22 protein-coding genes are annotated in these 23,499 nt (G+C 65.3%); 16 read left to right on the top strand and 6 right to left on the bottom strand.

Annotation, left to right across the window (positions count from 1 at the left end):
* The first annotated feature begins 41 nt into the window (after positions 1-41).
* Complete coding sequence (locus tag ABID58_RS16995; RefSeq protein WP_354033466.1) at positions 42-920, top strand: SDR family oxidoreductase; 879 nt, start codon at positions 42-44, stop codon at positions 918-920.
* A 31-nt stretch (positions 921-951) separates the two neighbouring features.
* Here ABID58_RS16995 and ABID58_RS16990 read toward each other — a convergent pair whose 3' ends face one another.
* The 3 genes from ABID58_RS16990 to ABID58_RS16980 form a co-directional block, all read right to left on the bottom strand.
* The gene (locus tag ABID58_RS16990; RefSeq protein WP_148748762.1) at positions 952-2,286 is read right to left on the bottom strand and encodes a dicarboxylate/amino acid:cation symporter; all 1,335 of its coding nucleotides are present in this window, start codon (positions 2,284-2,286) and stop codon (positions 952-954) included.
* 84 nt (positions 2,287-2,370) lie between these two features.
* On the bottom strand, positions 2,371-2,928 hold the full coding sequence (locus ABID58_RS16985; RefSeq protein WP_354033569.1) for a biotin transporter BioY: 558 nt from the start codon (positions 2,926-2,928) through the stop codon (positions 2,371-2,373).
* A gap of 90 nt (positions 2,929-3,018) precedes the next feature.
* Positions 3,019-4,206, bottom strand: a complete 1,188-nt coding sequence (locus tag ABID58_RS16980) for a pyridoxal phosphate-dependent aminotransferase (protein ID WP_354033465.1) — start codon at positions 4,204-4,206, stop codon at positions 3,019-3,021.
* Between the two features lie 203 nt (positions 4,207-4,409).
* Between ABID58_RS16980 and ABID58_RS16975 the strand changes: the two genes are divergently transcribed.
* From ABID58_RS16975 to aat, 10 genes are all read left to right on the top strand, one after another.
* The gene (locus ABID58_RS16975) at positions 4,410-5,816 is read left to right on the top strand and encodes a M48 family metalloprotease (RefSeq protein ID WP_354033464.1); all 1,407 of its coding nucleotides are present in this window, start codon (positions 4,410-4,412) and stop codon (positions 5,814-5,816) included.
* A gap of 96 nt (positions 5,817-5,912) precedes the next feature.
* Positions 5,913-6,680, top strand: coding sequence for a DsbA family protein (locus ABID58_RS16970; protein WP_148748759.1), 768 nt, complete (start codon positions 5,913-5,915; stop codon positions 6,678-6,680).
* Positions 6,681-6,931: 251 nt separating this feature from the next.
* Positions 6,932-7,744, top strand: a complete 813-nt coding sequence (locus tag ABID58_RS16965; RefSeq protein ID WP_354033463.1) for a DUF1236 domain-containing protein — start codon at positions 6,932-6,934, stop codon at positions 7,742-7,744.
* A gap of 255 nt (positions 7,745-7,999) precedes the next feature.
* Positions 8,000-8,467 carry a type II 3-dehydroquinate dehydratase gene (aroQ, locus tag ABID58_RS16960; RefSeq protein WP_148748757.1) on the top strand — a complete coding sequence of 156 codons (468 nt, stop codon included), beginning with the start codon at positions 8,000-8,002 and terminating at the stop codon, positions 8,465-8,467.
* Positions 8,468-8,504: 37 nt separating this feature from the next.
* A complete protein-coding gene (gene accB, locus ABID58_RS16955) occupies positions 8,505-8,990 on the top strand; it encodes an acetyl-CoA carboxylase biotin carboxyl carrier protein (RefSeq protein ID WP_148748756.1) in 486 nt (161 codons plus the stop codon).
* An 82-nt stretch (positions 8,991-9,072) separates the two neighbouring features.
* Positions 9,073-10,431, top strand: a complete 1,359-nt coding sequence (accC, locus tag ABID58_RS16950) for an acetyl-CoA carboxylase biotin carboxylase subunit (protein ID WP_354033462.1) — start codon at positions 9,073-9,075, stop codon at positions 10,429-10,431.
* 102 nt (positions 10,432-10,533) lie between these two features.
* Positions 10,534-12,051: a sensor histidine kinase gene (locus ABID58_RS16945; RefSeq protein ID WP_354033461.1), complete on the top strand. Its 1,518-nt coding sequence runs from the start codon at positions 10,534-10,536 to the stop codon at positions 12,049-12,051.
* On the top strand, positions 12,048-12,488 hold the full coding sequence (locus ABID58_RS16940) for a response regulator (RefSeq protein ID WP_148748753.1): 441 nt from the start codon (positions 12,048-12,050) through the stop codon (positions 12,486-12,488). Before ABID58_RS16945 ends, ABID58_RS16940 begins: the two co-directional genes overlap by 4 nt.
* Entirely contained in the window at positions 12,485-13,600 is a 1,116-nt protein-coding gene (locus tag ABID58_RS16935; protein ID WP_354033460.1) for a sensor histidine kinase, read from the top strand. The genes ABID58_RS16940 and ABID58_RS16935 overlap by 4 nt, the downstream gene beginning before the upstream one ends.
* 61 nt (positions 13,601-13,661) lie before the next feature.
* Positions 13,662-14,342, top strand: a complete 681-nt coding sequence (gene aat, locus ABID58_RS16930; protein ID WP_354033459.1) for a leucyl/phenylalanyl-tRNA--protein transferase — start codon at positions 13,662-13,664, stop codon at positions 14,340-14,342.
* A 6-nt stretch (positions 14,343-14,348) separates the two neighbouring features.
* On the opposite strand, the gene ABID58_RS16925 is transcribed toward aat, so the two are convergent.
* Complete coding sequence (locus tag ABID58_RS16925; protein WP_354033458.1) at positions 14,349-15,398, bottom strand: DUF2155 domain-containing protein; 1,050 nt, start codon at positions 15,396-15,398, stop codon at positions 14,349-14,351.
* Between the two features lie 246 nt (positions 15,399-15,644).
* On the opposite strand from ABID58_RS16925, the gene ABID58_RS16920 reads away from it, so the two are divergent.
* Positions 15,645-16,661, top strand: coding sequence for a Na+-dependent transporter (locus ABID58_RS16920; RefSeq protein ID WP_354033457.1), 1,017 nt, complete (start codon positions 15,645-15,647; stop codon positions 16,659-16,661).
* A gap of 490 nt (positions 16,662-17,151) precedes the next feature.
* Here ABID58_RS16920 and ABID58_RS16915 read toward each other — a convergent pair whose 3' ends face one another.
* The gene (locus ABID58_RS16915; RefSeq protein WP_354033456.1) at positions 17,152-18,090 is read right to left on the bottom strand and encodes a GlxA family transcriptional regulator; all 939 of its coding nucleotides are present in this window, start codon (positions 18,088-18,090) and stop codon (positions 17,152-17,154) included.
* A 91-nt stretch (positions 18,091-18,181) separates the two neighbouring features.
* Between ABID58_RS16915 and ABID58_RS16910 the strand changes: the two genes are divergently transcribed.
* Positions 18,182-18,868 (top strand): DJ-1/PfpI family protein, encoded by a 687-nt coding sequence (locus ABID58_RS16910; protein ID WP_354033455.1) that lies wholly within the window; start codon positions 18,182-18,184, stop codon positions 18,866-18,868.
* Between the two features lie 335 nt (positions 18,869-19,203).
* Here the strand turns inward: ABID58_RS16910 and ABID58_RS16905 are convergent, their stop codons facing one another.
* Positions 19,204-19,611: an NADH:ubiquinone oxidoreductase subunit NDUFA12 gene (locus tag ABID58_RS16905; RefSeq protein ID WP_354033454.1), complete on the bottom strand. Its 408-nt coding sequence runs from the start codon at positions 19,609-19,611 to the stop codon at positions 19,204-19,206.
* 270 nt (positions 19,612-19,881) lie between these two features.
* On the opposite strand from ABID58_RS16905, the gene ABID58_RS16900 reads away from it, so the two are divergent.
* The 3 genes from ABID58_RS16900 to ABID58_RS16890 all read left to right on the top strand — a co-directional run bounded on the left by ABID58_RS16900 (position 19,882) and on the right by ABID58_RS16890 (position 23,481).
* On the top strand, positions 19,882-20,496 hold the full coding sequence (locus ABID58_RS16900) for a BA14K family protein (RefSeq protein ID WP_354033453.1): 615 nt from the start codon (positions 19,882-19,884) through the stop codon (positions 20,494-20,496).
* Between the two features lie 316 nt (positions 20,497-20,812).
* Positions 20,813-21,226 carry a response regulator gene (locus tag ABID58_RS16895; RefSeq protein WP_148748743.1) on the top strand — a complete coding sequence of 138 codons (414 nt, stop codon included), beginning with the start codon at positions 20,813-20,815 and terminating at the stop codon, positions 21,224-21,226.
* Entirely contained in the window at positions 21,223-23,481 is a 2,259-nt protein-coding gene (locus ABID58_RS16890; protein WP_354033452.1) for a CHASE3 domain-containing protein, read from the top strand. The genes ABID58_RS16895 and ABID58_RS16890 overlap by 4 nt, the downstream gene beginning before the upstream one ends.
* The last annotated feature ends 18 nt before the right edge of the window (positions 23,482-23,499 follow it).

The following is a 23,499-nucleotide window of genomic DNA, read 5'->3' as shown; positions in this document are numbered from 1 at the left end:
GCCTCCTACCAACCTTTTTGCCGATCTTTGGAGAACTGCTCATGCGTGTATTCGTCACTGGCGCCACCGGCTTCGTCGGCTCCGCCGTCGTTGCCGACCTGATCGCTGCCGGCCATAGCGTCACCGGCCTCGCCCGCTCCGATGCGGGGGCCGCATCGCTCGCCGCGATGGGAGCAAAGGTCCACCGCGGCTCGCTGGAGGACCATGCCTCCCTGCGCAGCGGCGCGGCCGCGTCAGACGGCGTGCTGCACCTCGGCTTCAATCATGACTTCTCGAAATTTTTGGACAATTGCGAGCTCGACCGCCGCGCCATCCTCGCGCTCGGCGAGGAGCTCAAGGGCTCTGACCGTCCGCTCATCGTCACTTCCGGCGTGGCGCTGCTGGCGCCCGGACGGCTTGCGACCGAGGACGATGAGACGGCACACCGCTTTCCACGCGTGTCGGAATCAACGGCGCTGTCGCTGGCCGGCGTCCGCACCGCCGTGGTCCGGCTGCCGCCGACCACCCATGGCGCAGGCGACCACGGTTTCGTGCCGATCCTGATCAACCTCGCACGCCAGAATGGCGTGGCGGCCTATATCGGCGACGGGATGAATCGCTGGCCGGCCGGCCATCGCTTCGACGCCGCGCGCGTCTATCGGCTTGCACTCGAGCAAGGCGCAACCGCACCACGCTATCACGCTATCGCCGAGGAAGGCATCCCGTTCAAGGCGATTGCGGACGTGATCGGCAAAAGGCTTGGCGTGCCCGTGGTCTCGAAATCGCCGGACGAAGCGGCCGAGCATTTCGGATGGTTCGCGCAATTCGCAGGCGTCGACGTGCCGACATCGAGCGCGAAGACCCGCGCGTTGCTCGGCTGGGCACCAAAAGAAATAGGGCTGATCGAGGATCTCGACCAGCCCTACTACTTCAAGGTCTGACGGCGCGCCGCCGCCGGATGCAGCTTGCAGATCAGTCCGTCGTGACGGCGGTTTCCATGTCCGTCGGATCGATCTGCTGGTTCAGCCGCGCGTTGAGCTTGTCGCGATCGAGCTCGCCCTCCCACCAGGCGACGATCACGCAGGCGACGCCGTTGCCGCAGAGATTGGTCAGCGCGCGGCACTCGCTCATGAACTTGTCGATGCCGAGCACGATCGCCATGCCCGGCACGAGCCGCGGATCGACCACCGCGAGCGTCGCGGCCAGCGTGATGAAGCCCGCACCGGTGATGCCGGAGGCGCCCTTCGAGGTCAGCATCGCCACCACCAGGATCGTGAGCTGCTGGCCGAAGGTGAGATCGAAGCCGAGCGCCTGCGCGATGAACAGGGTCGCCAGCGTCATGTAGATGTTGGTGCCGTCGAGGTTGAACGAATAACCGGTGGGCACCACGAGGCCAACCACCGACTTCGAGCAGCCGAGCCGTTCCAGCTTCTCCATCAAGGACGGCAGCGCGCTTTCCGACGACGAGGTGCCGAGCACGATCAGCAGCTCGTCCTTGATGTAGGCCAGGAACTTGAAGATCGAGAAGCCCGCAAAGCGCGCGATGGTGCCGAGCACCACGATCACGAACAGTGCCGCGGTCAAATAGAACGTCGCGATCAGGCCCATCAGATTGAGGATCGCGCCGGTGCCGAACTTGCCGATGGTGTAGGCCATCGCACCGAACGCACCGAGCGGCGCCGCGCGCATCACGATGGAGATGACGCCGAACACCGCATGCGCGGCATCGTCGATGAAGCTGCGGATGGTGTGGCCGCGCTCGCCGAGCCCCATGATGGCGAAGCCGAATAGCACCGAGAACAACAGGACCTGGAGGATCTCGCCTTGCGCGAAGGCGCCGACCACGGTGTCGGGAATGATGTGCAGGATGAAGTCGACCGACCTCTGGCCCTCGGCCTGCTTGGCGTAATTGGCGACGGCTTGCGCGTTGGCCGCCGCGTTGCCGAAGCCTGCGCCCGGCTTCACGATGTTGCCGATGATGAGGCCGATGACGAGCGCGAAGGTGGAGACGATCTCGAAATAGACCAGCGCCTTGACGCCGATGCGTCCGACCTTCTTGGCATCCTGGATGTGGGCGATGCCGGAGACCACGGTGCAGAAGATGATCGGGGCGATCACCATCTTGATCAGCTTGATGAAGCCGTCGCCGAGCGCCTTGATCCAGTCGTTGGTGGCAATCGTCGGCCAGAGCCAGCCGACGATTGCGCCGAGCACGATCGCGATCAGCACCTGGACGTAGAGGATTTTATACCACGGCTTGGCCGCGCTCGGTGCGGCCGGCGCGCCGGCCATCGTTGTCGTTGTCATTGTTCGCTCCCCCCTCAAAATTTAGAGCCAGCCAAGATCAACTTGGCCGGCTCTGTCAATTGGAACCATTCCGTATGGTGAGTTCTAGACGCGGCTGTCGACGATCCGGCGTACCGCCGGCATCAGCGCGGCGCCCAGCGCGTTCTTGACCACCGAGGCCGCAATGAACGGCGCGACGCCGACCGCCCAGGCCTTGGTTGCACCAAGGCCGATGCCGTAGGCCAGCCAGCCGAAACCGGCGATGAAAATGACGACATGGCCGACCGCCATTGCCGCAAACAGCAGCACGACGTTGCGATCCCAGCCCCGTTCGGCGAACCAGCCGATGACGAAGGCAGCCAGCACGAAGCCGTAGAGATAACCGGCAGTCGGGCCGAGCAGCGGTGCAATTCCACCGACCGGACCTGCGAACACCGGCAGCCCCATCGCGCCTTCGGCGAGGTAAGCGATCATGGTTGCGCTGCCAAGGCGCCAGCCATAGGCCGCGCCAATCATCAGCACGACCAGGGTCTGCAACGTCATCGGCACATAAGGCAGCGGCAGGTTCACCTTGGCCGACAACGCCATCAGTGCGGAGCCGAGCGCGACCAAGACGACGGCGCGCAAGGCGCCGACGGTCTCACCCGGTCGGGTCGGCCACATCACTGCGGCAAGAGGAGAATGCGACGTGGCGGCGGACTGTACGGTTCGGTCAGACAAGATGCACTCCGGAAGGCTGTTTGAAACTGGCGGCTATTTAAGCCAGTGAGCGATCCGGTCAACTGCCTCCCGCATCTCCGCGGCCGAACGTGCATAAGAGAATCGGATGAACGAGCGGCCATGGATCGGATCGAAATCGACGCCCGGCGTTGCGGCAACCTGGGCCTTCTCCAGCATCTGCTTGGCGAAGTCGAGACTGTCGGAGGTGAAATCCGAGACGTCGGCATAAAGGTAGAACGCGCCGTCCGCAGGCAGGAATTTGCTGAGGCCCGCCTTGGGCAATCCCTCGATCAGGATGCGCCGGTTTTCCTGATAGCCGTGCTTGATCTCCTCCATCTCGGCCGCGCCGTCGAAGGCGGCCTCTGCCGCAATCTGCGACAGCGACGGCACCGAGATCGAGAGGTTCTGCTGCAGCCGTTCGATCGGGCGCACCAGGATCTCGGGCACGACCATCCAGCCGACGCGCCAGCCCGTCATGCAAAAATACTTCGAGAACGAGTTGATCACGAGTGCGTGCGGCGACAGCTCTGCCGCCGTCACCGCCGGAAAGGCATAGTCGAGCCCGTGATAGATCTCGTCGGAGATGAAGCGGATGCCGGCATCCTCGGACGCCGCGATCAGCCCGGCGAGCGCCTCGCGGGACATCATCGTTCCCGTCGGATTTGCGGGGCTGCCGACCAGCACGCCTTTCAGCGGCGCCTTGCGATGAGCGGCGAGCAGCGCCTCGCCGGTCAGCGCGTGACGCGTCTCATTGGTGGTCTCGATCAGCACCGGCTCGCAGCCGAGCGCAGTGAGGATGTGCCGGTACGGCGGATAGCCGGGCACTGTCACCGCGACACGATCGCCGGGCTCGAACATCGACAGGAAGGCCAGGATGAACCCGCCGGAGGAGCCCGTGGTCACCACGATTCGCTCCGGGCTGACGTTGCAGCCATAGGCATCGCGGTAATGCCGCGAGATACGCTCGCGCAACGAGGGGATGCCGAGTGCTGACGTATAGTCGATCCGCCCCGCCTCAAGTGCGGCCTGTGCGGCCGCGATCGCGGTCTTCGGCGCGCCGGCCGCGGGCTGGCCGACCTCCATGTGAATGACATGGCCGCCAGCCGCCTCGATCCTGGCCGCCGCGGCCATCACGTCCATCACCATGAACGGGGGAACATCACTGCGGCGGGAGGGCTCGAGCCACTGCGCCACCCGGTTCCTCAATGTCGCATCGTGCATCGATTTCTGCTATTTCGCTGGCGGAACGGTCCGTTCGGTCCGGAAAACAGGGCGCTTGCGCCCCAGACTAGCCGCATTATACGGCTCATAAGGGCATATCGCGTATCCGGTCCGCCGCCAATCGCCAAAACCAATCACAAGAACCGCATTCCAGGTCCGCTTGCCAGGTCCGCTTGCAAAGCCCGTTTGACCCAGATCGTTTGATGTTGCTCCAGATCGCATTGCGCAAGAAGGCCTCCGCCCTCACCGCCCTCGTCACGGCTGCTGCGATCGCGCTGCTGCCGGTCCCGGCGACGCAGGCGCAGGAAGGCCGCGGACCGCCGGTCCTGCGCGACACCGAAACCGAGCAGCTGTTGCGCGAATATACGCGCCCGATCTTGCGGGTTGCCGGTCTGGAGAAGCAGAACATCCAGATGGTGATCATCAACGACAACTCGTTCAACGCGTTCGTCGCCGATGGTCGCCGCATCTTCGTCAATTTCGGCGCGATCCTGCAGTCGGAGACGCCGAACCAGCTGATCGGCGTGCTCGCGCACGAGACCGGGCATCTGGCCGGCGGCCATCTATCGAAGCTGCGCGAGCAGCTCGCCAATGCCCAGACCCAGATGATCATCGCCATGCTGCTCGGCGCGGGCGCGCTGGTCGCGGGCGCCAGCCGCGGCTCGGGCAGCTCCGGCAATAACGGGCTCGCCAATGCCGGCGCGGCTGCGATCGCCGGACCGCAGGAGATGATCCGCCGCTCGCTGCTGTCCTACCAGCGCCAGCAGGAAGAGAACGCCGACCGCGCCGGCGTGAAATTCCTGACCGCGACCCAGCAGTCGCCGAAGGGCATGTACGAGACGTTCAAGCGCTTCACCAGCGAGAGCCTGTTCGCGGCACGCGGCGCCGACCCCTATCTGCAGTCGCATCCGATGCCCGCCGAGCGCGTCGCGGCGCTCCAGGAATTCGCGAGCACCAGCCCTTATTGGGACAAGAAGGACGATCCCGCGCTCCAGCTCCGCCATGACATGGTGCGCGCCAAAATCTCCGCCTTCATGGAGCGGCCGGAACTGGTGTACCGCCGCTATCCCCTGACCAATGACAGCATGCCGGCGCGCTATGCCCGCGCCATCAGCACCTATCTGCACGGCGATTTGCGCAGCGCGCTGACCCAGATCGACGCGCTGATCGCGGTGCAGCCGAACAACCCGTACTTCTACGAGGTCCGCGGCCAGGCCCTGCTGGAAAGCGGCAAGCCGGCCGACGCGATCGCCCCCCTGCGCAAGGCTGTCGCACTCTCGAACAATGCGCCCCTCATCGAGATGTTACTTGGGCAGGCTCTGGTTGGAACCGATAATAAGGCCTACACGGACGACGCCGTTCGGATTCTCCGTGCCGCAGTGGCGCGGGAGCCCGAGGCCCCTCTCGGCTACATGCAGCTCGCGATGGCCTATGGCCGGAAGGGAGACTATGCCGAGGCTGATCTCGCCTCCGCCCAGGCCGCCTACCTGCGCGGCGACAACAAGACCGCTCGCGAGCTCGCCACGCGTGCGAAAACCCGTTTCGCCGTCGGCACGCCCGGATGGGTCAAGGCCGACGACATCGTGGCGTCGAAACCGCCGCGCAACTAGCCTGATCACGACATCCGCCACCTTGACGTCACGACACTCCGATTAAGTCCGCCGGGACGTTTATTCGAAACCTGCTCTGGATAAGAGGATTTGCCAATGCCTTCGTTGCGCCTGCTTGCTTCCGCGCTGTTTGCGCTCGCCATCTTCGGCGCAACGGGACCGGCTTCGGCCGAAAGCTTCTCGGATTCCCAGCGCACCGACATCGAGGCGATCATCAAGAGCTACCTCGTCAGCCATCCCGAGGTGCTCGAGGAGGCCATGACCGAGCTCAGCAAGCGCCAGGCTGATGCCGAAACGAAGAAGCACGAAGCCAGCATCGCGCAGAACTCGAATGCGATCTTCAATTCGCCGCGCCAGGTCGTGCTCGGCAACAAGGACGGCGACGTCACCTTCGTCGAGTTCTTCGATTACAATTGCGGCTACTGCAAGCGCGCGATGAGCGACATGCTCGACCTGATGAAGGCCGATCCCAAGCTGAAGGTGGTGCTGAAGGAGTTTCCGGTGCTGAGCCAGGGCTCGGTCGAAGCCGCGCAGGTTGCGGTCGCCGTGCGCATGCAGGATCCCTCCGGCAAGAAATATCTCGACTTCCACCAGAAACTGCTCGGCGGCCGCGGCGCCGCCGACAAAGCGCGCGCGCTCCAGGCGGCCAAGGAAGCCGGCCTCGACACCGCGAAGATCGAGAAGGACATCGCGAGCCCCGAGGTGCGCGCCACCATCGAGGAGAACTTCAAGCTCGCCGAAGCGATGGGCATGAACGGCACGCCGAGCTACGTGATCGGCAAGCAGATCGTGGTCGGCGCCGTCGGCCTCGACGGCCTCAAGGAAAAGATCGGCGTCGCCCGCTGCGGCAAGGCGACCTGCTGACAAGGCGACTTGCTGGTCAAGCGTGTCTGGCCAAGCGTCTTACAACTTCACGCATGTAACCAGGCCGGCTGAAAAGCCGGCCTTTTTCGTTGGCCAAAGCCCTACACAAATCCTGGCGTGGATCCGGCACGGACGTTCATCCCGTGTTTAGGAAACAAATGCCGCGGAACAGCAGATGTTCCGGAACAACTCAAATCTCCTTTCGTTGGTGGCGCGGGCAATGACGCAAGGAAACACGTGAGGAGAATACGATGTTGAACCGCTTTATGATCTCGGTTGCCGCACTCGCGCTCATCGCAGGCACCGGTCTGGCGAACGCACAGGGCACGATGAAGAACGACAGCGGCGGCGCCGGCGCACAGCCGATGCAGCACTCGCAGTCTTCGGGCGGCGCAGCCGAACATGGCGCGACTGGCAAGGAATCCGCGAGTCCGCAGAAGGGCACAGTCGGCCAGGCCGGCGGCTCCATGAAGCCGGGCGAAGAGAAGTCCTCTGGCGCGATGGAGAAATCCGGCGGAGCGGAGAAGTCCGGCGGGATGGAAAAGTCCGGCGCGATGAACAAGAACGCGGCTGACGAGAAGGCCGGCGCGGCGAAGGGTGAGCACGCCCAGAGTGCGCAGGACAAGGGCGCCCAGGACAAGTCGAAGAGCATGAGCACGGATTCGACGACCAAGTCCGGCGGCAAGGACATGAAGGCCGAGGACAACAAGTCCGGCGGCGCCGCCAAGAGCAATAATGCCGAGAACCGTCCGGCTGCGACCGACAGCAAGTCGCAGACCACGACCGGCAATGCCGCGACCTCGGCGACCGCTGCTCCGCCGCCGGAGAAGCGGACCCAGATCGTGTCGGCGATCAAGTCCGAGAAGATCGAGGAAACGACCAACGTCAACTTCAACATTTCGGTTGGCACGGCCGTCCCGGCAAATGTCCGTTTCCATCCGCTCCCGGCACGGATTGTCGAAATCTACCCGGAATGGCGCGGCTATGACGTGATCTTCGTGCACGGCCAGTACATCATCGTCCGTCCCCAGACGCGCGAGATTGTCTACATCATCGAAGGCTAAGTCGCTTCGCTGATGCCCGAATGAGCCCTTGCCGAGCGATCGGCAGGGGCTTTTGGCCTATTGGACGGCCTCCCCGCCGGTCCGGGCCGGCAGCCACGCTTTGGACTGGTTAACAAGCAATTTCCGTAGTTTCCGCACAGGTTTTTGCACACCGGATGAGGTGCCTGAAGCGGTCCTGGAGGCCCTTCAAGGCTTCCCCTGGCTCATTTTGTTACCTATAACCCCCGCCACGCCGAAACACGCGCCGGGACAGGAATGGCCGAACCAGCAACCGACACGATCCTCGTTCTCAACGGGCCGAACCTCAACATGCTGGGGACGCGTGAGCCTGAGAAGTATGGTCATGCGACGCTGGCCGACGTCGAGGCGCTGTGCCGGGAGACTGCGGCGACGTTCGGCCTCAAGGCCGACTGCCGGCAGTCCAATCGCGAAGGCGAGCTGATCGACTTCATCCACGAGGCGCATGCCCGCGGGATGAAGGGCATCATCATCAACGCCGGCGGCTATTCGCACACCTCGATCGCGCTGCACGACGCGCTGCTTGCGGTGCAGATTCCGACGGTCGAAGTGCACGTGACCAACATCCACGCCCGCGAGAGCTTCCGTCACCATTCCTACACCGCGCGCGCAGCCTTCGCCTCGCTCTGCGGCTTCGGCATCGAGGGCTACCGCCTCGCCATCCAGGGCCTTGCCGCCAAGGTCGGCATCAAGCCCAAAGCCTGACGCTCCCTCATCACTCAGAACATTCGGATCAAAGGACATGGCGCGCCAGCCAGACGACAAAGCAGCCGCAAAGTTTTCCAGCGAGGATTCCGCACTCGTCCGCGAGCTCGCTCTGCTGCTCGATGAGACCAGCCTCACCGAGATCGAGATCGAGCGCGCGGGCCTGCGCCTGCGCGTCGCCCGCAATATCAGCGTCGCCGCGACCATGCCCGTTCCGGTGGCGCATACGGCCCCCCTGCCGGTTGCGGCTGCCGCACCCGCGGCCGCTGCGGCCGACATGTCGAAGCATCCGGGCGCCGTGTCCTCGCCGATGGTCGGCACCGCCTATTGGGCGCCCGAGCCCGGCGCCAAGCCGTTCGTCGAGGTCGGCTCGAAAGTCTCGGTCGGCCAGACCCTGCTGATCATCGAAGCGATGAAGACCATGAACCAGATCCCCTCGACGCGCGCCGGTACGGTGACCCAGATCCTCGTCGAGGACGGCCAGCCGGTCGAGTTCGGCGAACCGCTGGTGATCATTGAATGAGCGAGTGGCGAATGGCGAATAGCGAATGGTCGCCGCATCGCCATTCGCTATTCGCTACTCCCTATTCGCCAGTTGAGGCACCATGTTCGACAAGATCCTCATAGCCAATCGCGGCGAGATCGCCCTTCGCATCCTGCGGGCCTGCAAGGAGCTCGGGATTGCGACCGTCGCCGTGCACTCCACCGCCGACGCCGACGCCATGCATGTGCGCCTGTCGGACGAAAGCGTCTGCATCGGGCCGCCGCCGTCGAAGGACAGCTACCTCAACGTGCCAGCGCTGCTCGCGGCCTGCGAGATCACCGGCGCCGACGCCGTGCATCCCGGCTACGGCTTCCTCTCGGAGAATGCGCGCTTCGCCGAGATCCTCGGCGAGCACAATCTGCAATTCATCGGCCCCAAGGCCGAGCACATCCGCCTGATGGGCGACAAGATCGAGGCCAAGAAAACCGCCAGGAAGCTCGGCATCCCCGTGGTGCCCGGCTCCGACGGTGCGGTTGGCCCCAACGACGATGCGATAGCGATCGCCAGGAAGATCGGTTTTCCCGTGCTGGTGAAGGCGGCTGCCGGCGGCGGTGGCCGCGGCATGAAGGTCGCGCAGACCGAGGCGGATCTCCAGGTGGCGCTGTCGACGGCGGCCAACGAGGCCAAGTCCGCCTTCGGCGACGCCTCCGTCTATCTGGAGAAATATCTCCAGAAGCCGCGCCACATCGAGATCCAGATTCTCGGCGACGGCCGTGGCGGCGCGATCCATCTCGGCGAGCGCGACTGCTCGCTGCAGCGCCGCCACCAGAAGGTCTGGGAAGAAGGCCCCTCGCCCGTGCTGGCCGCGGCTGCGCGCGCCAAAATCGGCGAGACCTGCGCGAAGGCGATGCGCGAGATGAAATATCTCGGCGTCGGCACCATCGAGTTCCTGTTCGAGGACGGCGAGTTCTACTTCATCGAGATGAACACGCGCATCCAGGTCGAGCATCCCGTCACTGAGAGCATCACCGACATCGATCTCGTGCTGGAGCAGATCCGCATTGCCGCAGGCGGCGAGCTGCCGGCCAAGCAGAGCGAGATTCAGATCATCGGCCATGCGATCGAGTGCCGCATCAACGCAGAGAACCCGCAGACTTTCCGCCCCTCGCCGGGCCGCATCACGCAATATCATCCGCCGGGCGGGCTCGGCGTCCGCATCGATTCCGCGGTCTATCAGGGCTATACGATCCCGCCCTATTACGATTCCCTCGTCGGCAAGCTGATCGTTCACGGCAAGACCCGCGCCGAATGCCTGATGCGGCTACGCCGGGCACTGGACGAGATGGTGGTGGAAGGCATCGAGACCACCCTACCGCTGTTCCGTGACCTCGTGCGCCAGGACGACATCATTAACGGCGATTACCACATCCACTGGCTCGAGCAGTACCTCGCCGGCAAGCCGGAACCGGCCGCGCAGTAATCCGTCCGTGGAACCCTTTGGCCCCAATCGCATTATGGACGGTTGGGGGCAGTTCCAAGGGGGCGTTTTGAACTCCGCTACACCTAACAAGGCGAGACCGTCGTGACGGCTGGGGGACAGCGGCGGCGTGCATTTTGGCAGATCCTGCTGTTCGCTGCAGGACTTCTGGTGCTGACCGTGATCAGCGCCGGCTCCGTCTATCTCGTCAATCAGGCCCGAGACGACAGCAAATGGTTGGTTCATACCCTCGAGGCAGAGAACCAGATCAATGCTCTGCTGCTCGAAGTCCGGCGCGCGGAGAGCGCCCTGCGCGGCTATGTCCTGACGTTGGGACCGGAATTCCAGGACGACCACGAGAAGGCCGTCGCCGCAATCATTCCTGCGCTTGACCGGGTCACACGCCTCACGGGCGACAATCCCGCGCAGCGCGACAGCATCGAGAAACTGAGTGCGGCGATCGAGACCCGCCTCGGCCAATTCGCGCGCGAGATCAAACTGATCGGGCAGGGCCAGCAAGCCCAGGCCGCAGCGCTGGCTCGCGAGGCGGCCGCCGGCAACACCACCGCCACGATCGGCAGTGTCGCGGGCGCAATGATGGCCGAGGAGGAGCGACTGTACCGGCTCCGCTCGGCGAATGCCGACCGCAGCCAGACGCTCGCTGCCTCGATGACCGGCATCGGCTCGGGCCTCGTTGTGCTGCTGGCCCTGATCGCGGTCTGGCTGGTGCGGCGCTCTGCCCGCGCCCGCGACGACGCCGAGACACGCCTGCGCGACGCCAACCTCAATCTGGAGGCCACCGTCGATGAGCGCACGGCGGACCTGCGCGAAGCCAACGACGAGATCCAGCGCTTTGCCTATATCGTCAGCCATGACCTACGATCACCGCTGGTCAACATCATGGGCTTCACCAGCGAGCTCGACGAATTGGGCAAGGACATCTTTCGACGGATCGGAGCGCTTACGGGCGTGCCGGCAGGCGGGCCGTCTGTCGACGTTGCGGAGATCGCGCTCGACGGCCCCGATAAGCAGCTTTCTGCGGATTTTTCCGAAGCGCTCGGCTTCATCAAATCCTCGATCGCCCGGATGGACCGGCTGATCACGGCGATCCTCGACCTCACCCGCGAGGGCCGGCGCGAGTTCCAGCCTGAGAGGATCGATGCGCGCGCGTTTATCGAGACCATCGTCTCGTCGCTGGCGCATCAGGCGGTCGAGGCGCAGGCCGAGTTCCACATCGAGCCGCTGCCGAATATCGTTAGCGACCGCCTTGCGCTGGAGCAGATCTTCTCCAATCTGATCGACAACGCGATCAAGTATCTGAAGAGCGGGGTGCCCGGCGAGATCAGAATTCGCGGGCGCACCAAGCTCGGCTACGCTATTTTCGAAATCAGCGATAACGGCCGCGGTATCGATCCGAAGGATCACCAGCGGATTTTCGACCTGTTCCGCCGGGCGGGAACCCAGGACAAGCCCGGCCAGGGCATCGGTCTCGCCCATGTGCGTGCACTTGTGCGCCGCCTCGGCGGCACGATGTCGGTATCGTCGGAACTGAACGCGGGCAGCACTTTCACAATCACGCTGCCCATCTCGTGGAAGGCCAGCAACCGGAACGCTGACAAATGACATTGCCCGTCACCATCATCATGATCGAGGACGACGAGGGCCACGCCCGGCTGATCGAGCGCAACATCCGCCGCTCCGGGGTCAACAACGAGATCGTGTCGTTCGCCAACGGCACTGCGGCGATGAAGCATCTGTTCGGCGCCGACGGCACCGGGCTGAACCAGAAGGGCAACGCGCTTCTGATCCTGCTCGACCTCAACCTGCCCGACATGAGCGGGATCGATATCCTGAAGCAGATCAAGGAAAACAAATATCTCAAGGCTTCGCCCGTAGTGGTGCTGACCACGACCGACGACAGCCAGGAGATCAAGCGCTGCTACGAGCTCGGCTGCAACGTCTACATCACAAAACCCGTCAATTACGAGAATTTCGCCAATGCCATCCGGCAGCTCGGCCTGTTCTTCTCGGTTATCCAGGTCCCGCCCGCCGCCTCATGACCCAGCGCATGCCAACCCTGCTTTACATCGATGACGACGGCGCGCTGGCGCGCCTGGTCGATCGCGGCCTGACGCGGCGCGGCTACAAGGTCATCCACGCCGCGAGCGGCGAGGAAGGCCTTGAGCGCATCCGCCGTGCGGGAGCCCAGGAAAGCATCGAGGACTGCATCGATGTCGTGGCGCTCGACCAGTACATGCCGGGTCTCGACGGGCTCGATACGCTCGAGCAGATCATGGCGATCCCGGACGCCCCGCCGGTGGTGTTCGTCACGGCCTCGCAGGATTCCAGCATCGCCGTCACCGCGCTGAAGGCGGGCGCGGCCGATTATCTGGTCAAAGACGTCAAAGGCGACTTCATCCCGCTGCTGCATGTCGCGGCCGAGGGCGCCCTGCGCCAGGCCGAGTTGCAGCGCGCGCGCGAGGAAGCCGAGGCCGAGATCCATGCCTCGCGCGACCGCTACGCAGCGCTTGCCGCCGAGCGCGAGCTGTTGCTGCGCGAGGTCAATCACCGCGTCGGCAATTCGCTCCAGATCATTGCCTCGCTGCTGCATCTGCAGGCGAGCTCCGCAGCACAGGAGGAGGTCAAGGCCGCGCTGACCAACGCGATGGGCCGCGTCGCCGCCGTCGCCCAGGTGCACCGCCGGCTCTACACCTCGCAGGATCTGAAGAGCGTCGTGCTCAATCAGTATCTGGATTCCCTGCTCGAGGATCTCCGCCGCTCCGCCGAAGGCGACCGGATGTCGCGTCTGACGCTGAAGGCCGAACCGATCGAGATCGACCCGGACCGCGCGGTCGCCGTCGGCATCATCGTCAACGAGCTGGTGATGAACGCGGTGAAATACGCCTATCCCGACGGCGCAGGCCCGATTCACGTCGAGCTGACTTCACAGGGCGACGATCTCCTGCTGTCGATCACCGACGACGGCGTCGGCGACAACGTCAGGGCCGATCCGCGCTCCACCGGCATGGGCCAGCGCATTGTCGCGGCGATGGCGACCAAGCTCGATGCCACCGTCGAGCGCGATCCCGCACATTCCGGAACCCGCATCATCCTCAGGTTCCGCCGCACCCCCGCGGCACCCGGCAACGCGAACAGCGCTGCGACAGGTTGATCCTCGCATCCGGTATCGCCCCCATCGCACGCGCAGCGCGATCCTGCTATGATCAGGTGCTATGACTTCGCGCGACTCCGCCTCGTCTGAAATCACGCCGGCCGTGCTGCTGCGCGCCTATGCCTGCGGCATCTTTCCGATGGCCGAGAGCGCCGACGACCCGACCCTGTTCTGGGTCGAGCCGGAAATGCGCGGCGTGATCCCGCTCGGCGGCTTTCGCGTTGCCTCGCGCCTTGCGCGCACCGTGCGCTCGGATGCGTTTCGCGTCACCGTCAACACCGCGTTCAAGGCGACTATCGCCGGCTGCGCCGCGCCGCAAGCCGGACGCGAGGACACCTGGATCAACAAGCGCATCCGCGACCTCTACGGCGGCCTCCACGAGCTCGGCCATTGCCACAGCGTCGAGGCCTGGCAGGGCGACGACCTCGTCGGCGGCCTGTACGGCGTGAGCCTGGGGCGCGCCTTCTTCGGCGAGAGCATGTTTCACGCCGCGCGCGACGCATCGAAGGTTGCGCTGGTGCATCTGGTCGCGCGGCTGATCCATGGCGGCTTCGAGCTGCTCGACACGCAATATGTCACCGAGCATCTCAAGAGCTTTGGCGCGGCCGAGATCTCGCGGCGGCGCTACACCGCGCTGCTCGACAAGGCGCTCGCCGGCGAGCCCGGTGATTTCCTGCGATTGTCTTCGGGGGATGCGATCCCGGGCACCCGCGCGCTCGAGATCATCGCCTCGCGGCAATAAATCAGATTACCGGCCGAACCCGGGGATACCGAACAGGCCCGGCCGCTGCTCCGGCGGCGGCGGTGGTGGCGCCGGCTGCTGCGGCTGGATCGGCGGCAGAGGCTGCGGCGGACGCTGCTGCACCTGCTTGGGTGCGGCTTTCTTCTGCGCGGCAGGCGGCGGTGGCGGCGCAGGCTTGGTCGCGGGATCGGGCGCGGCGGTCGCAATGGTCTGCTGCGGCTCTTTGCAGTCGGTGAGCCAGATGTCGTAGATCGGGTGCTCGACGCCGTGCAAGCCGGGGCTTGCGGCATACATCCAGCCGGAGAAGATCCGCTTCACCTCGCCCTGCAAGGTGATCTCGTCGACCTCGACGAAGGCGTCGGTGTTGGTCGCTTCCGTGGCGGGCCGCGTGTAGCAGGCGTCGGTCTTCACCCGCAGCGCGCCGAACTGCACGGTCTCGCCGATATCCTCGTCGAAATTGATGATGCGCCCGGTGATCTTGTCGAGGCCGGAGAAGGTCGCCTTCTTGTTCACGATCTTCTGGGCCGGCGGCTCGGTGACGACCTCGTCGCCCGGCTGGAGGGTCGCAGGCGCCTGCGGCACGGCGCCCTGCTGGGTTCCGCCCTTCTGCGGCGGCTGACGCTGGCCGGGAGTTCCGCCCGGCTGAGCAGGCGCGCCCGGCGGCGCCACGGCGACGGGGGGCGGCTGGTTCGGCGGCGCGATGGTGGTGCCCGGCGGCGGCGCCAGCGGCTGGCTCTCGACCGGGCCGGGCATGGCATTGCCCTGTCGGCTCGACGGCGGCATCGGGCGCGACGGCAGCACGCGACCCTGCGGCGGCAGCTCGGGCACCTCTTCGTCGTCCTCGGGGGTCGGCTGCGGTTGCGGCTGCCCGCCACGGGGAATGCTCCCCGGCGGCCGCAACGGCGGCGGATCGGAGAAGATCGTGCCGATCTGCGCCTGCGCGGGCGTCGCCACCGTCAAAGCGGTAGCGGCCAAAAGCGCCGCAAGACCTGTCAGGGTAAGGGTTCGAAACATAATCTCGCGCGGCTTCAACAGCGAATCGGGCTTGCTGGACATTCTACAGGGGATACCGCCGCTCGCAGGCCATCCGGTTAACACGCCGAATACGGCGGGGAAAGGGCGGCATCCCTGCCCGCCCCGCCTCCGGCGTGACAGGCCGGCGCCCGGATGGGATAGTTGTAGGCCCCGTACCGGGGCCGAAGCGGGCATCGCCTCCCGAAAATGACGTCCAACGATAACCAGGACCTCTGGGGTACCTGCTCATGCCCGTGAAGGCACTGGACTGAGAACGCCATCATCCGAATGTCGTCTGCGCTCAAACCTGTCTTCGCGCTTCCCATCCGCGGCCTGACCTGGCTTGGCGGCCAGGGTACGCGTGCGGTGGCGGCCGTGGTGTTCATCGCCGCCGCAGTGCCGCCGCTCGGCGCGCTGCTGCGTCCCTACGTCACCGAAGCGATCCTCGTTCTGCTCTGCATCTCCTTCTTGCGGGTGGACCTGGCGGCGCTGTACGGACATCTGCGCCGGCCGGCGCTGGTGGCGACCGCCACGGCCTGGACCACGATCGGCGTGCCGCTGATCGTCGGACTGATCGCGCATGCGACCGGGCTCACCGACCGCGCGCCCGGCCTGTCGCTGGCGCTGATGCTCCAGAGCATGGCCTCGCCGATGATGGCCTCTCCGGCGCTCGCAGCCCTGATGGGCCTCGATGCGACGCTGGTGCTGGTCACGCTGGTGACCGCGACCGCAATCGTGCCGTTCACCGCGTCGCTGTTTGCGAGGCTCTTCCTCGGCGGCATGCTGAGCATTTCGCCGCTCACGCTCGGCCTGAAGCTGCTCGGCATCCTCGCAGCGTCGCTGCTTGCGGCAACCGCCATCCGCTGGATTTTCGGCGCCGATGCGATCCGGCGCCACAAGCAGCCGATCGACGGCTTCAACATCATCATCCTCGTGATCTTCGCGTCCGCGGTCATGGGCGATGTCGTGAGCGATCTGGTGGCGCAGCCGGTCTTCACGATCAGCCTCGCAGCTCTGTCCTTCGCGATCTATTTCACGCTGCTCGCCGTCACGACCTTGCTGTTCCGCCGCATCGGCTATGAGCGCGCGCTGGCGCTCGGGCTGATGGTCTCACAACGCAATCTCGGCCTGATGCTGGCCGCCACCGCCGGCGCGCTGCCGCCAACGACCTGGCTCTATTTCGCGATGACGCAGTTTCCGATCCACCTCGCGCCCTACATGCTGATGCCGATCGCGCGGCGGTTGGCGGCAAGGGCGGATACATCCAGCACGGCGGCTGCAGGCGAGACGGCCGCATCGAGCTGACAGGCCCCCGCAAGGCCCGAGAACGTCAACAAGGTTAGCTTCAACTCAGATGGCAGCTCCGGCCAGCAAGGACGCGGCGCCAAGCGCGACCAGTGAAAGTCCAGGCCAATTCGATTTGATCCCAAAGCCCGTAGCCGGTCTTTCAGGTTCAAGGCTGTCACTGGGTCGCCCGGAGCGAAGCCGCCTTCCGCCACTTAGGCGGCCTCGCCAGATCGGCTGATAGGCCATCTGGAGCACGCCGCCGAAAACCAGGAGCACACCGAGCCAAATAAGTGTCATGTTCGCCTCCCGCACCAACGAATGCCCGAGAAGTTGTCTTCCACGGAAGACCCTCGTCCATTTCGATTGACTGTTTTTCAACGTCTGACCCGTGCTTTCGGTCCATTCGTGTCATCTGCTTGGATCCCACTTGGCCTGGCGGGCAGGCCTTTTGGCGGAGGATGATCGGCTGGTCGTCAAAGCGAACCCTCCCCAGATTGATGAGTCCGCTTTAACCGGCGCGCGCCGCGCGGCGCAGCGCCTGCGGCGGCTGGCCGAAGGCGCGGATGAAGGCGCGGCGCATGCGCTCGGGATCGCGGAAGCCGGTCGCTTCCGCGACGAGCTCGATGGCCTCGCGCGAGGACTGCACACGCTCGCGGGCGACCTCGATCCGCAACCGCTCGATCGCTTTCGATGGCGTCGTGCCGGTCTCGGCGGCAAAGGCGCGGGCGAAGTGCCGCGCGCTCATGCCGGCGCGATCGGCGAGGTTCTCCACCGTCAGCGGCGCGTCGAGATTTTCCCGCGCCCATGACAACAGCGCGCCGAAGCGTCCGTTCGGTGTCTTCAATTCCAGCAGCGATGAGAACTGCGACTGGCCGCCGCTGCGGCGATGGTAGAGCACAAGCTGGCGCGCGGTCGCCTGCGCGATCTCCTCGCCATGGTCCTCGGTGACCATCGCGAGCGCGAGGTCGATCCCGGCGCTGATGCCGGCCGACGTCCAGACATTGCCATCGCGGGTAAAAATCTGGTCCGGCTCGAACTTCACCTGCGGATAACGCGCGACGAAATCGCGGGTGCGGCCCCAATGCGTGGTGGCGCGGCGGCCGTCGAGCAGGCCGGCCTCCGCGAGCACATAGGCGCCCGAGCAGACGCTGGCGACACGCACGCCGCGTTTGGCCAGCCGCTGCACGAAGGCGAGCGTCGCCGGACAGCGCGCCGCCGCCGAGACGCCCGCACCACCCGCAACGACCAGCGTCGTGATCGCGTTCGCCGATTTGAAATCGCGCGCCATCATCTCGACGCCGGAGGACGAGCGCACCGCGCCGGCGTTCACCGCCAGCACGCGGAGCGCGAGCGGCTTGCCGCTGGCGCGTGCCGCGATCTCGAACACCGAGATCGGGCCGGCCGCATCGAGCAGCTGAAAATCCGGGAAGATCAGGATGCCGATCATGCTCATGTCCGAAAGTGAGGGAAATATGCCATTTTGGACAGGATGGCATCATGCCAATCTGCGGGCGTCAAGCACTTCATTGGAGGCTCTCATGTCGGCACCGCTCCAGATCGGACTTCTGGTGTTCCCGCGCGTCACGCAGCTCGACTTCACCGGTCCGTTGCAGGTGTTTTCATCTGTGCCCGGCGCGAAGCTGCACCTGGTCTGGAAGCGCATCGAGCCGGTGCCGAGCGATTCCGTTCTCACGCTGACGCCAACCACGACGTTTGCCGACTGCCCGCAGCTCGACGTGATCTGCGTACCCGGCGGCGGCGGCACCGACGACCTGCTCAACGACGAGGAGGTCCTCGATTTCCTGCGCCGGCAGGCCGAGGGCGCAAAGTACGTCACCTCAGTCTGCACGGGATCGCTGGCGCTCGGCGCCGCGGGCCTGTTGAAGGGCTATCGGGCCGCGACCCATTGGAGTGCGATGGAGATGCTCGGCCAGTTCGGGGCGACGCCGACCAAGACACGCGTCTGCGTCGACCGCAACCGCATCACCGGCGGCGGCGTCACCGCAGGCATCGGTTTCGCGCTGACGCTGGTCTCGATCCTGGTCGACCGCACCACGGCGGAAGCGATCCAGCTTCAGCTCGAATACAATCCGGCGCCGCCGTTCAATTCAGGCTCGCCCGACACGGCATCCGCAGAGGTGCTCGCCTTGCTCCGGGAGCGCGGCGCGCCAAGGCAGGCCCGCCGCCTCGAAGCGGTCGCGCGTGCGTCAGCGCGGGTGATGTAGCGCGCCCCACAACAGAAAAAGGCCGCCCGGTTTCCCAAGCGGCCTTTCCTGTCTTACGACGGCGCACATTCTCATCGGGCGATTTCGGAACTTGCAGACCGGGGGCCTATCTCCCGATCGAGTCCTGGTCGGCGGCCGCTGCATTTCGGGACAGTCGCGAACTGTTGCCCGAACCGAACGCGATGGTTTCCCATCTCCGTAAGATGGGTTGATTGAGCCGCATCGCACGCGCAGGCGCAATGGCCACGCAGCCAACATCCCCGCTGTTCCCATTGTCCACAGCGATGTGAGGCGGATGCGTGTGCATCCAATCCAGTGATGGAAGAGCGCGCGGCCTAGCCGGGCGTCCAGGGCTGGTAGTCGCCGGTCGCCTTGGGGCGCTTGCCGCTGGCCAAGGTCGAGCCCGAGGGCCGATAGGCCTTCGCCGTGCCGGTGAGATTCGGCAAATGCGGCTTCTCCCACTCGCGCGGCTGGTAGTTCTCCTCGGTCGGCGGCACGTCAACGGTGTGATGCATCCAGCCATGCCAGGACGGCGGAATACGGCTCGCTTCGGCATAGCCGTTATAGATCACCCAACGCCGCTCGAAGCCGAGCGTGGGGTCGATCTTGCCGCCGGTCGTGCGGTAGTAGCGGTTGCCCTGCTCGTCCTGGCCGACCAGCTCCCCGAACCGACGGGTCCAGAGTTGGGTGCCAAAGGTCTGGCCGTTCCACCAGGTGAAGAGCTTCAGGAAGAATTGTTTCATGCGGCAAGGGCCCTGCTTCGTGGAGTCCTGATGCCATCCGGACGGCCAAATGTCCAGTTCGCCCCGTGCGGCCGTGCCCCACGCCAAGGGGACGCCAAGGGGACGTCAAGCGCGGTGCCTCGGCCCGAGCGCCGCCGCAAAGCGAGCATGGTCCGTTCATGCCGGGTACAGCTGCCGCATGGAAATCTGCCCCTTCACGCGCACACCGGCGTGAACCCAGGAACAACGGCCGTTTCGGTGGGTTTGATCCCGGGAAAAAGGAGTTTGACCATGAACAGTCTGAGAGTTTTGAGTGCCGCCGCGGCGCTGGCACTGGTGCTTCCGATGGCCACCCCAAGCTTCGCCCAAGGCCCTGGCGGTCGTGGCGGGGGCGGTCATTTCGGCGGCGGTGGCGGTGCTCACATCGGTGGGGGCGGCGGTGGTGCTCACTTCGGCGGCGGCGGCTTTAGTGGTGGCGCCCGGATGGGTGGTGGCGGCGGCAATTTCGCGGCCGGCGCGGCGGCGCGCCCGAGCGCCGGACCTGCCGCCGGACCTGCCTTTAACGGCGGTGGTCGCAACTTCGCAGCGGCCGGAGGCCACTGGAATGGTGGCGGAGGGAACTGGCACGGCGGCGGCTGGCATCGCCGCGGTGGCGGCTTCTGGCCCGGCGTTGCAGCCGGTGCCGCAATCGGCGCGATAGGCTCGTCCTACGCCTATTACGGCGGCGGCCCGTATTACGGCGATTCCTATTACGACGATAGCTATTATGACGACGGCGCATCCGTCGCCGTGGTGCCCGACACAGGCGGCGACTCGTCTGGCTATTGCGCTCAGCGCTATCGGTCCTACGACCCGGCGTCCGGCACCTATCTCGGCTATGACGGGCTGCGCCATCCCTGCCCGTAATACGGCCTGAAGGGAATCATCTGTGAGCGGCGCCGAGCAACGGCGCCGCTCATTTATGTAGGCCGCCGCGCTGAGCTCTTGCACGCCTCGTCGCGAACGCAGTCCATAACGCGCGGCGCAGCAGCTTTCGTTGGATCGCACGGATTTGTCTCAACCTGTCATAGAAATCCGAGGGAATTCACCTGCCACCGGAACCTGCAGAGGCGCTATGCATTCCGCCGTGCATATGCAGTTCGGTCCGATCCAAAATTGACCCGGCGCACGATTCGCCTATATCACCAATCACTGTGGGGACTTCGATCTACTAGGGAAGGTCATGCCGCGTATTCTCGTGGTCGATGACGATCCGATGGTCGGCGCGACCATCGAGGTCCTCCTCCTGCGCCAGGGCTTCGACGTCACGCTCACCGACGGCGGCGAAACGGGGTTGGCTGCGCTGGAGGCGCAGACGTTTGATGTCATGCTGGTTGATATCTTCATGCCGCATATGCGCGGCTTCGAATCCATCCGCATCTTTCACGAGCGTGCGCCGGCGATTCCGTTGATCGCCATGTCGGGCTATGCCTTCGCCTCATCCGCCTCGCCCTCCCCGGACTTCCTTCGCATGGCGCTGGAGCTCGGCGCCTCGCGCTGCCTGCGCAAGCCGTTCACGCCCGAGACGCTGTTAGTGACAATCCGGGAATGCCTTGGCGAGAGCGCGCCGCCGAAGGACCAGAAAGAGGCCCCTTGATTCCCTCGCAGCGCGTCATTCTCGGTGCCGGACTCGCCATCCTCCTGCTCATCACAGCCGCCTCGATCGGGCTCGACGTCAAGTCGCGCTCGGACGCGGCCTGGGTCAATCACACCGTCCAGGTCCTGAAGAAGATCTCCGATCTGCAGGTTCTGATCCGGCGCGCCGAGAGCGCCGCGCGCGGTTACGAGATCTACCGAAATCCCAGCTTCAGCGACGAGTTCCAGGAGGTGCACGCCCGGATCGCGCCGGCCCTCGCCGACCTCAAGCGCAGCGTGAACGACAATCCCGACCAGATCGCGCTGCTCGAGGGCATGGAGCCGCTGGCGCTCCGCCGGCTCGATATTGCCGCCGAGGCGATGCGCCTGCGCGCCACCAACGACGGGGCCGGCATTGCCGCGCTCCAGGGCAAGGGCGAGGGTCGCGGCCTGATGGACACGGTGATGGGCAATCTCGACCATCTGAGCGCAGAAGAGGAACGGTTGCTCACCGCGCGCTCCCAGGATTCGCGCCGCACCGGCATCGTGCTGCTCGGTATCGACGTCGCCGGCGCGCTGGTGATCCTGCTGCTGGTCGTGATGGTGATGCGCGAGAGCCAGCGCACCACGGTCGCGCTGAAGAGCACGCTGCTGGAGACCACGGCAGCCAACCAGCAACTCGAGGCGGCCGTGGCCGAGCGCACCGAGCATCTCGTCAACGCCCATGACGAGCTTCGCGTGTCGATCAACGTGCTCCAGAGCACGTTCCACAGCATGGCGGAGGCCGTGCTGGTCATCGACGCCGAGGGCAATGTCCTTTTGTCCAATCCGGCCGCGGAGCGCATGCTCCTGCATCGCGCCGGCATGAACCTGCGCAATCTGCGCGCCCTGTCTGACGTCTTCCACGGCGACGGCGTCACGCCGCTCAAGTCCGACGAGCTGCCGTCCGTGCGCGTGCTACGTGGCGACGAGTTCGAAGATCTGGAGATGATCGTCCGCCCGCACAGCGGCAACAGCGCGCGCCATCTGATGATCAGCGGCCGGCCGATGCGCGACGGGCATGGCAACATCTCGGGCGGCGTGCTGGTCTATCACGACGCGACATCGTCGCGCGAAACCGAGCGGCAGTTGCACCAGTCGCAGAAGCTCGACGCCATCGGCAAGCTGACCGGCGGCGTCGCGCACGATTTCAACAACATGCTGACCGTGATCTCGGGCAACACCGAGACGCTGGTGGCGAGCCTGAAGGAGCAGCCCGAGCTGCAGCGCGCCGCGCGCCTGATCGACGATGCCGCCGGGCGCTGCGCCGAGCTGATCCAGCACCTTCTCTCGTTTGCGCGCAGGCAGCCGCTGCAGCCGCGCAATGTCGACATCAACGCAGCGATCGCCGATATCGCAAAACTGTTGCGCCCCACCCTCGGCGAGCAGATCCAGATCGAGACCGTGCTGGAACAGGAACCGATGACGGCGCATATCGACCCGTCCCGCCTCACCAACGCCGTGCTCAACATGGCCATCAACGCCCGCGACGCCATGGCCAACGGCGGCAAGCTGCTGCTCGAGACCCACCGTGTCGTGCTGGACGAGGCCTATGCGAAGGCCAATGCCGACGTGCGGCCCGGCCCTTACGTAATGCTCGCGGTCAGCGACACCGGCACCGGCATGCCGCTAGATGTCCAGGAGAAGGCGTTCGAGCCCTTCTTCACCACCAAGGAGGTCGGCAAAGGCTCAGGTCTCGGCCTCTCTATGGTCTACGGCTTCGTCAAGCAATCCGGCGGCCACATCAAGATCTACAGCGAGCAAGACCACGGCACCACGATCAAGCTCTATCTGCCGCCGGGCGAAGGCACGGCGGAAGCCACGGCCGCGATCGCACCACAGGCCGAAGGCGGCGCCGAGACCATTTTCGTGGTCGAGGACGACACGCTGGTGCGCAACTTCGTCACCGCGCAGCTGCAGAGCCTCGGCTACAAGACGATCGCCGCCGGCGACAGCCGGGCCGCGCTGCAATTGATAGAGGCCGGCCAGGCCTTCGACCTGCTTTTCACCGACGTCGTCATCCCCGGCGGCATGAGCGGCCGCGAGCTCGCCGACGAGGTGGCGAAGCGCCGGCCGGGGCTCAAAGTGCTCTACACCTCCGGCTACACCGACAACGCCATCGTCCACCACGGCAAGCTCGACGACGGCGTGATGCTGCTGACAAAACCCTATCGAAGGAACCAGCTCGCGGAGATGATCCGGAAGGCGCTGAATGGCGGGGGAATGGCGGCGTCTTAAACAGGAGCGTGCCCGTGC

This window comes from Bradyrhizobium sp. S3.2.6, assembly GCF_040546885.1.
GTDB classification, from domain to species: Bacteria; Pseudomonadota; Alphaproteobacteria; order Rhizobiales; family Xanthobacteraceae; genus Bradyrhizobium; species Bradyrhizobium cytisi.
Note: the sequence above shows the minus strand (reverse complement) of the source record. Positions and strands in the feature narration are given on the sequence as shown.

Bases quoted from the DNA above. Each gene is read 5' to 3' on its own strand.
- ABID58_RS16995 (WP_354033466.1), top strand. From the start codon at position 42: ATGCGTGTATTCGTCACTGGCGCCACCGGCTTCGTCGGCTCCGCCGTC.
- ABID58_RS16990 (WP_148748762.1), bottom strand. From the start codon at position 2,286: ATGACAACGACAACGATGGCCGGCGCGCCGGCCGCACCGAGCGCGGCC.
- ABID58_RS16985 (WP_354033569.1), bottom strand. From the start codon at position 2,928: ATGTGGCCGACCCGACCGGGTGAGACCGTCGGCGCCTTGCGCGCCGTC.
- ABID58_RS16980 (WP_354033465.1), bottom strand. From the start codon at position 4,206: ATGCACGATGCGACATTGAGGAACCGGGTGGCGCAGTGGCTCGAGCCC.
- ABID58_RS16975 (WP_354033464.1), top strand. From the start codon at position 4,410: ATGTTGCTCCAGATCGCATTGCGCAAGAAGGCCTCCGCCCTCACCGCC.
- ABID58_RS16970 (WP_148748759.1), top strand. From the start codon at position 5,913: ATGCCTTCGTTGCGCCTGCTTGCTTCCGCGCTGTTTGCGCTCGCCATC.
- ABID58_RS16965 (WP_354033463.1), top strand. From the start codon at position 6,932: ATGTTGAACCGCTTTATGATCTCGGTTGCCGCACTCGCGCTCATCGCA.
- aroQ (WP_148748757.1), top strand. From the start codon at position 8,000: ATGGCCGAACCAGCAACCGACACGATCCTCGTTCTCAACGGGCCGAAC.
- accB (WP_148748756.1), top strand. From the start codon at position 8,505: ATGGCGCGCCAGCCAGACGACAAAGCAGCCGCAAAGTTTTCCAGCGAG.
- accC (WP_354033462.1), top strand. From the start codon at position 9,073: ATGTTCGACAAGATCCTCATAGCCAATCGCGGCGAGATCGCCCTTCGC.
- ABID58_RS16940 (WP_148748753.1), top strand. From the start codon at position 12,048: ATGACATTGCCCGTCACCATCATCATGATCGAGGACGACGAGGGCCAC.
- ABID58_RS16935 (WP_354033460.1), top strand. From the start codon at position 12,485: ATGACCCAGCGCATGCCAACCCTGCTTTACATCGATGACGACGGCGCG.
- aat (WP_354033459.1), top strand. From the start codon at position 13,662: ATGACTTCGCGCGACTCCGCCTCGTCTGAAATCACGCCGGCCGTGCTG.
- ABID58_RS16925 (WP_354033458.1), bottom strand. From the start codon at position 15,398: ATGTCCAGCAAGCCCGATTCGCTGTTGAAGCCGCGCGAGATTATGTTT.
- ABID58_RS16920 (WP_354033457.1), top strand. From the start codon at position 15,645: ATGTCGTCTGCGCTCAAACCTGTCTTCGCGCTTCCCATCCGCGGCCTG.
- ABID58_RS16915 (WP_354033456.1), bottom strand. From the start codon at position 18,090: ATGATCGGCATCCTGATCTTCCCGGATTTTCAGCTGCTCGATGCGGCC.
- ABID58_RS16910 (WP_354033455.1), top strand. From the start codon at position 18,182: ATGTCGGCACCGCTCCAGATCGGACTTCTGGTGTTCCCGCGCGTCACG.
- ABID58_RS16905 (WP_354033454.1), bottom strand. From the start codon at position 19,611: ATGAAACAATTCTTCCTGAAGCTCTTCACCTGGTGGAACGGCCAGACC.
- ABID58_RS16900 (WP_354033453.1), top strand. From the start codon at position 19,882: ATGAACAGTCTGAGAGTTTTGAGTGCCGCCGCGGCGCTGGCACTGGTG.
- ABID58_RS16895 (WP_148748743.1), top strand. From the start codon at position 20,813: ATGCCGCGTATTCTCGTGGTCGATGACGATCCGATGGTCGGCGCGACC.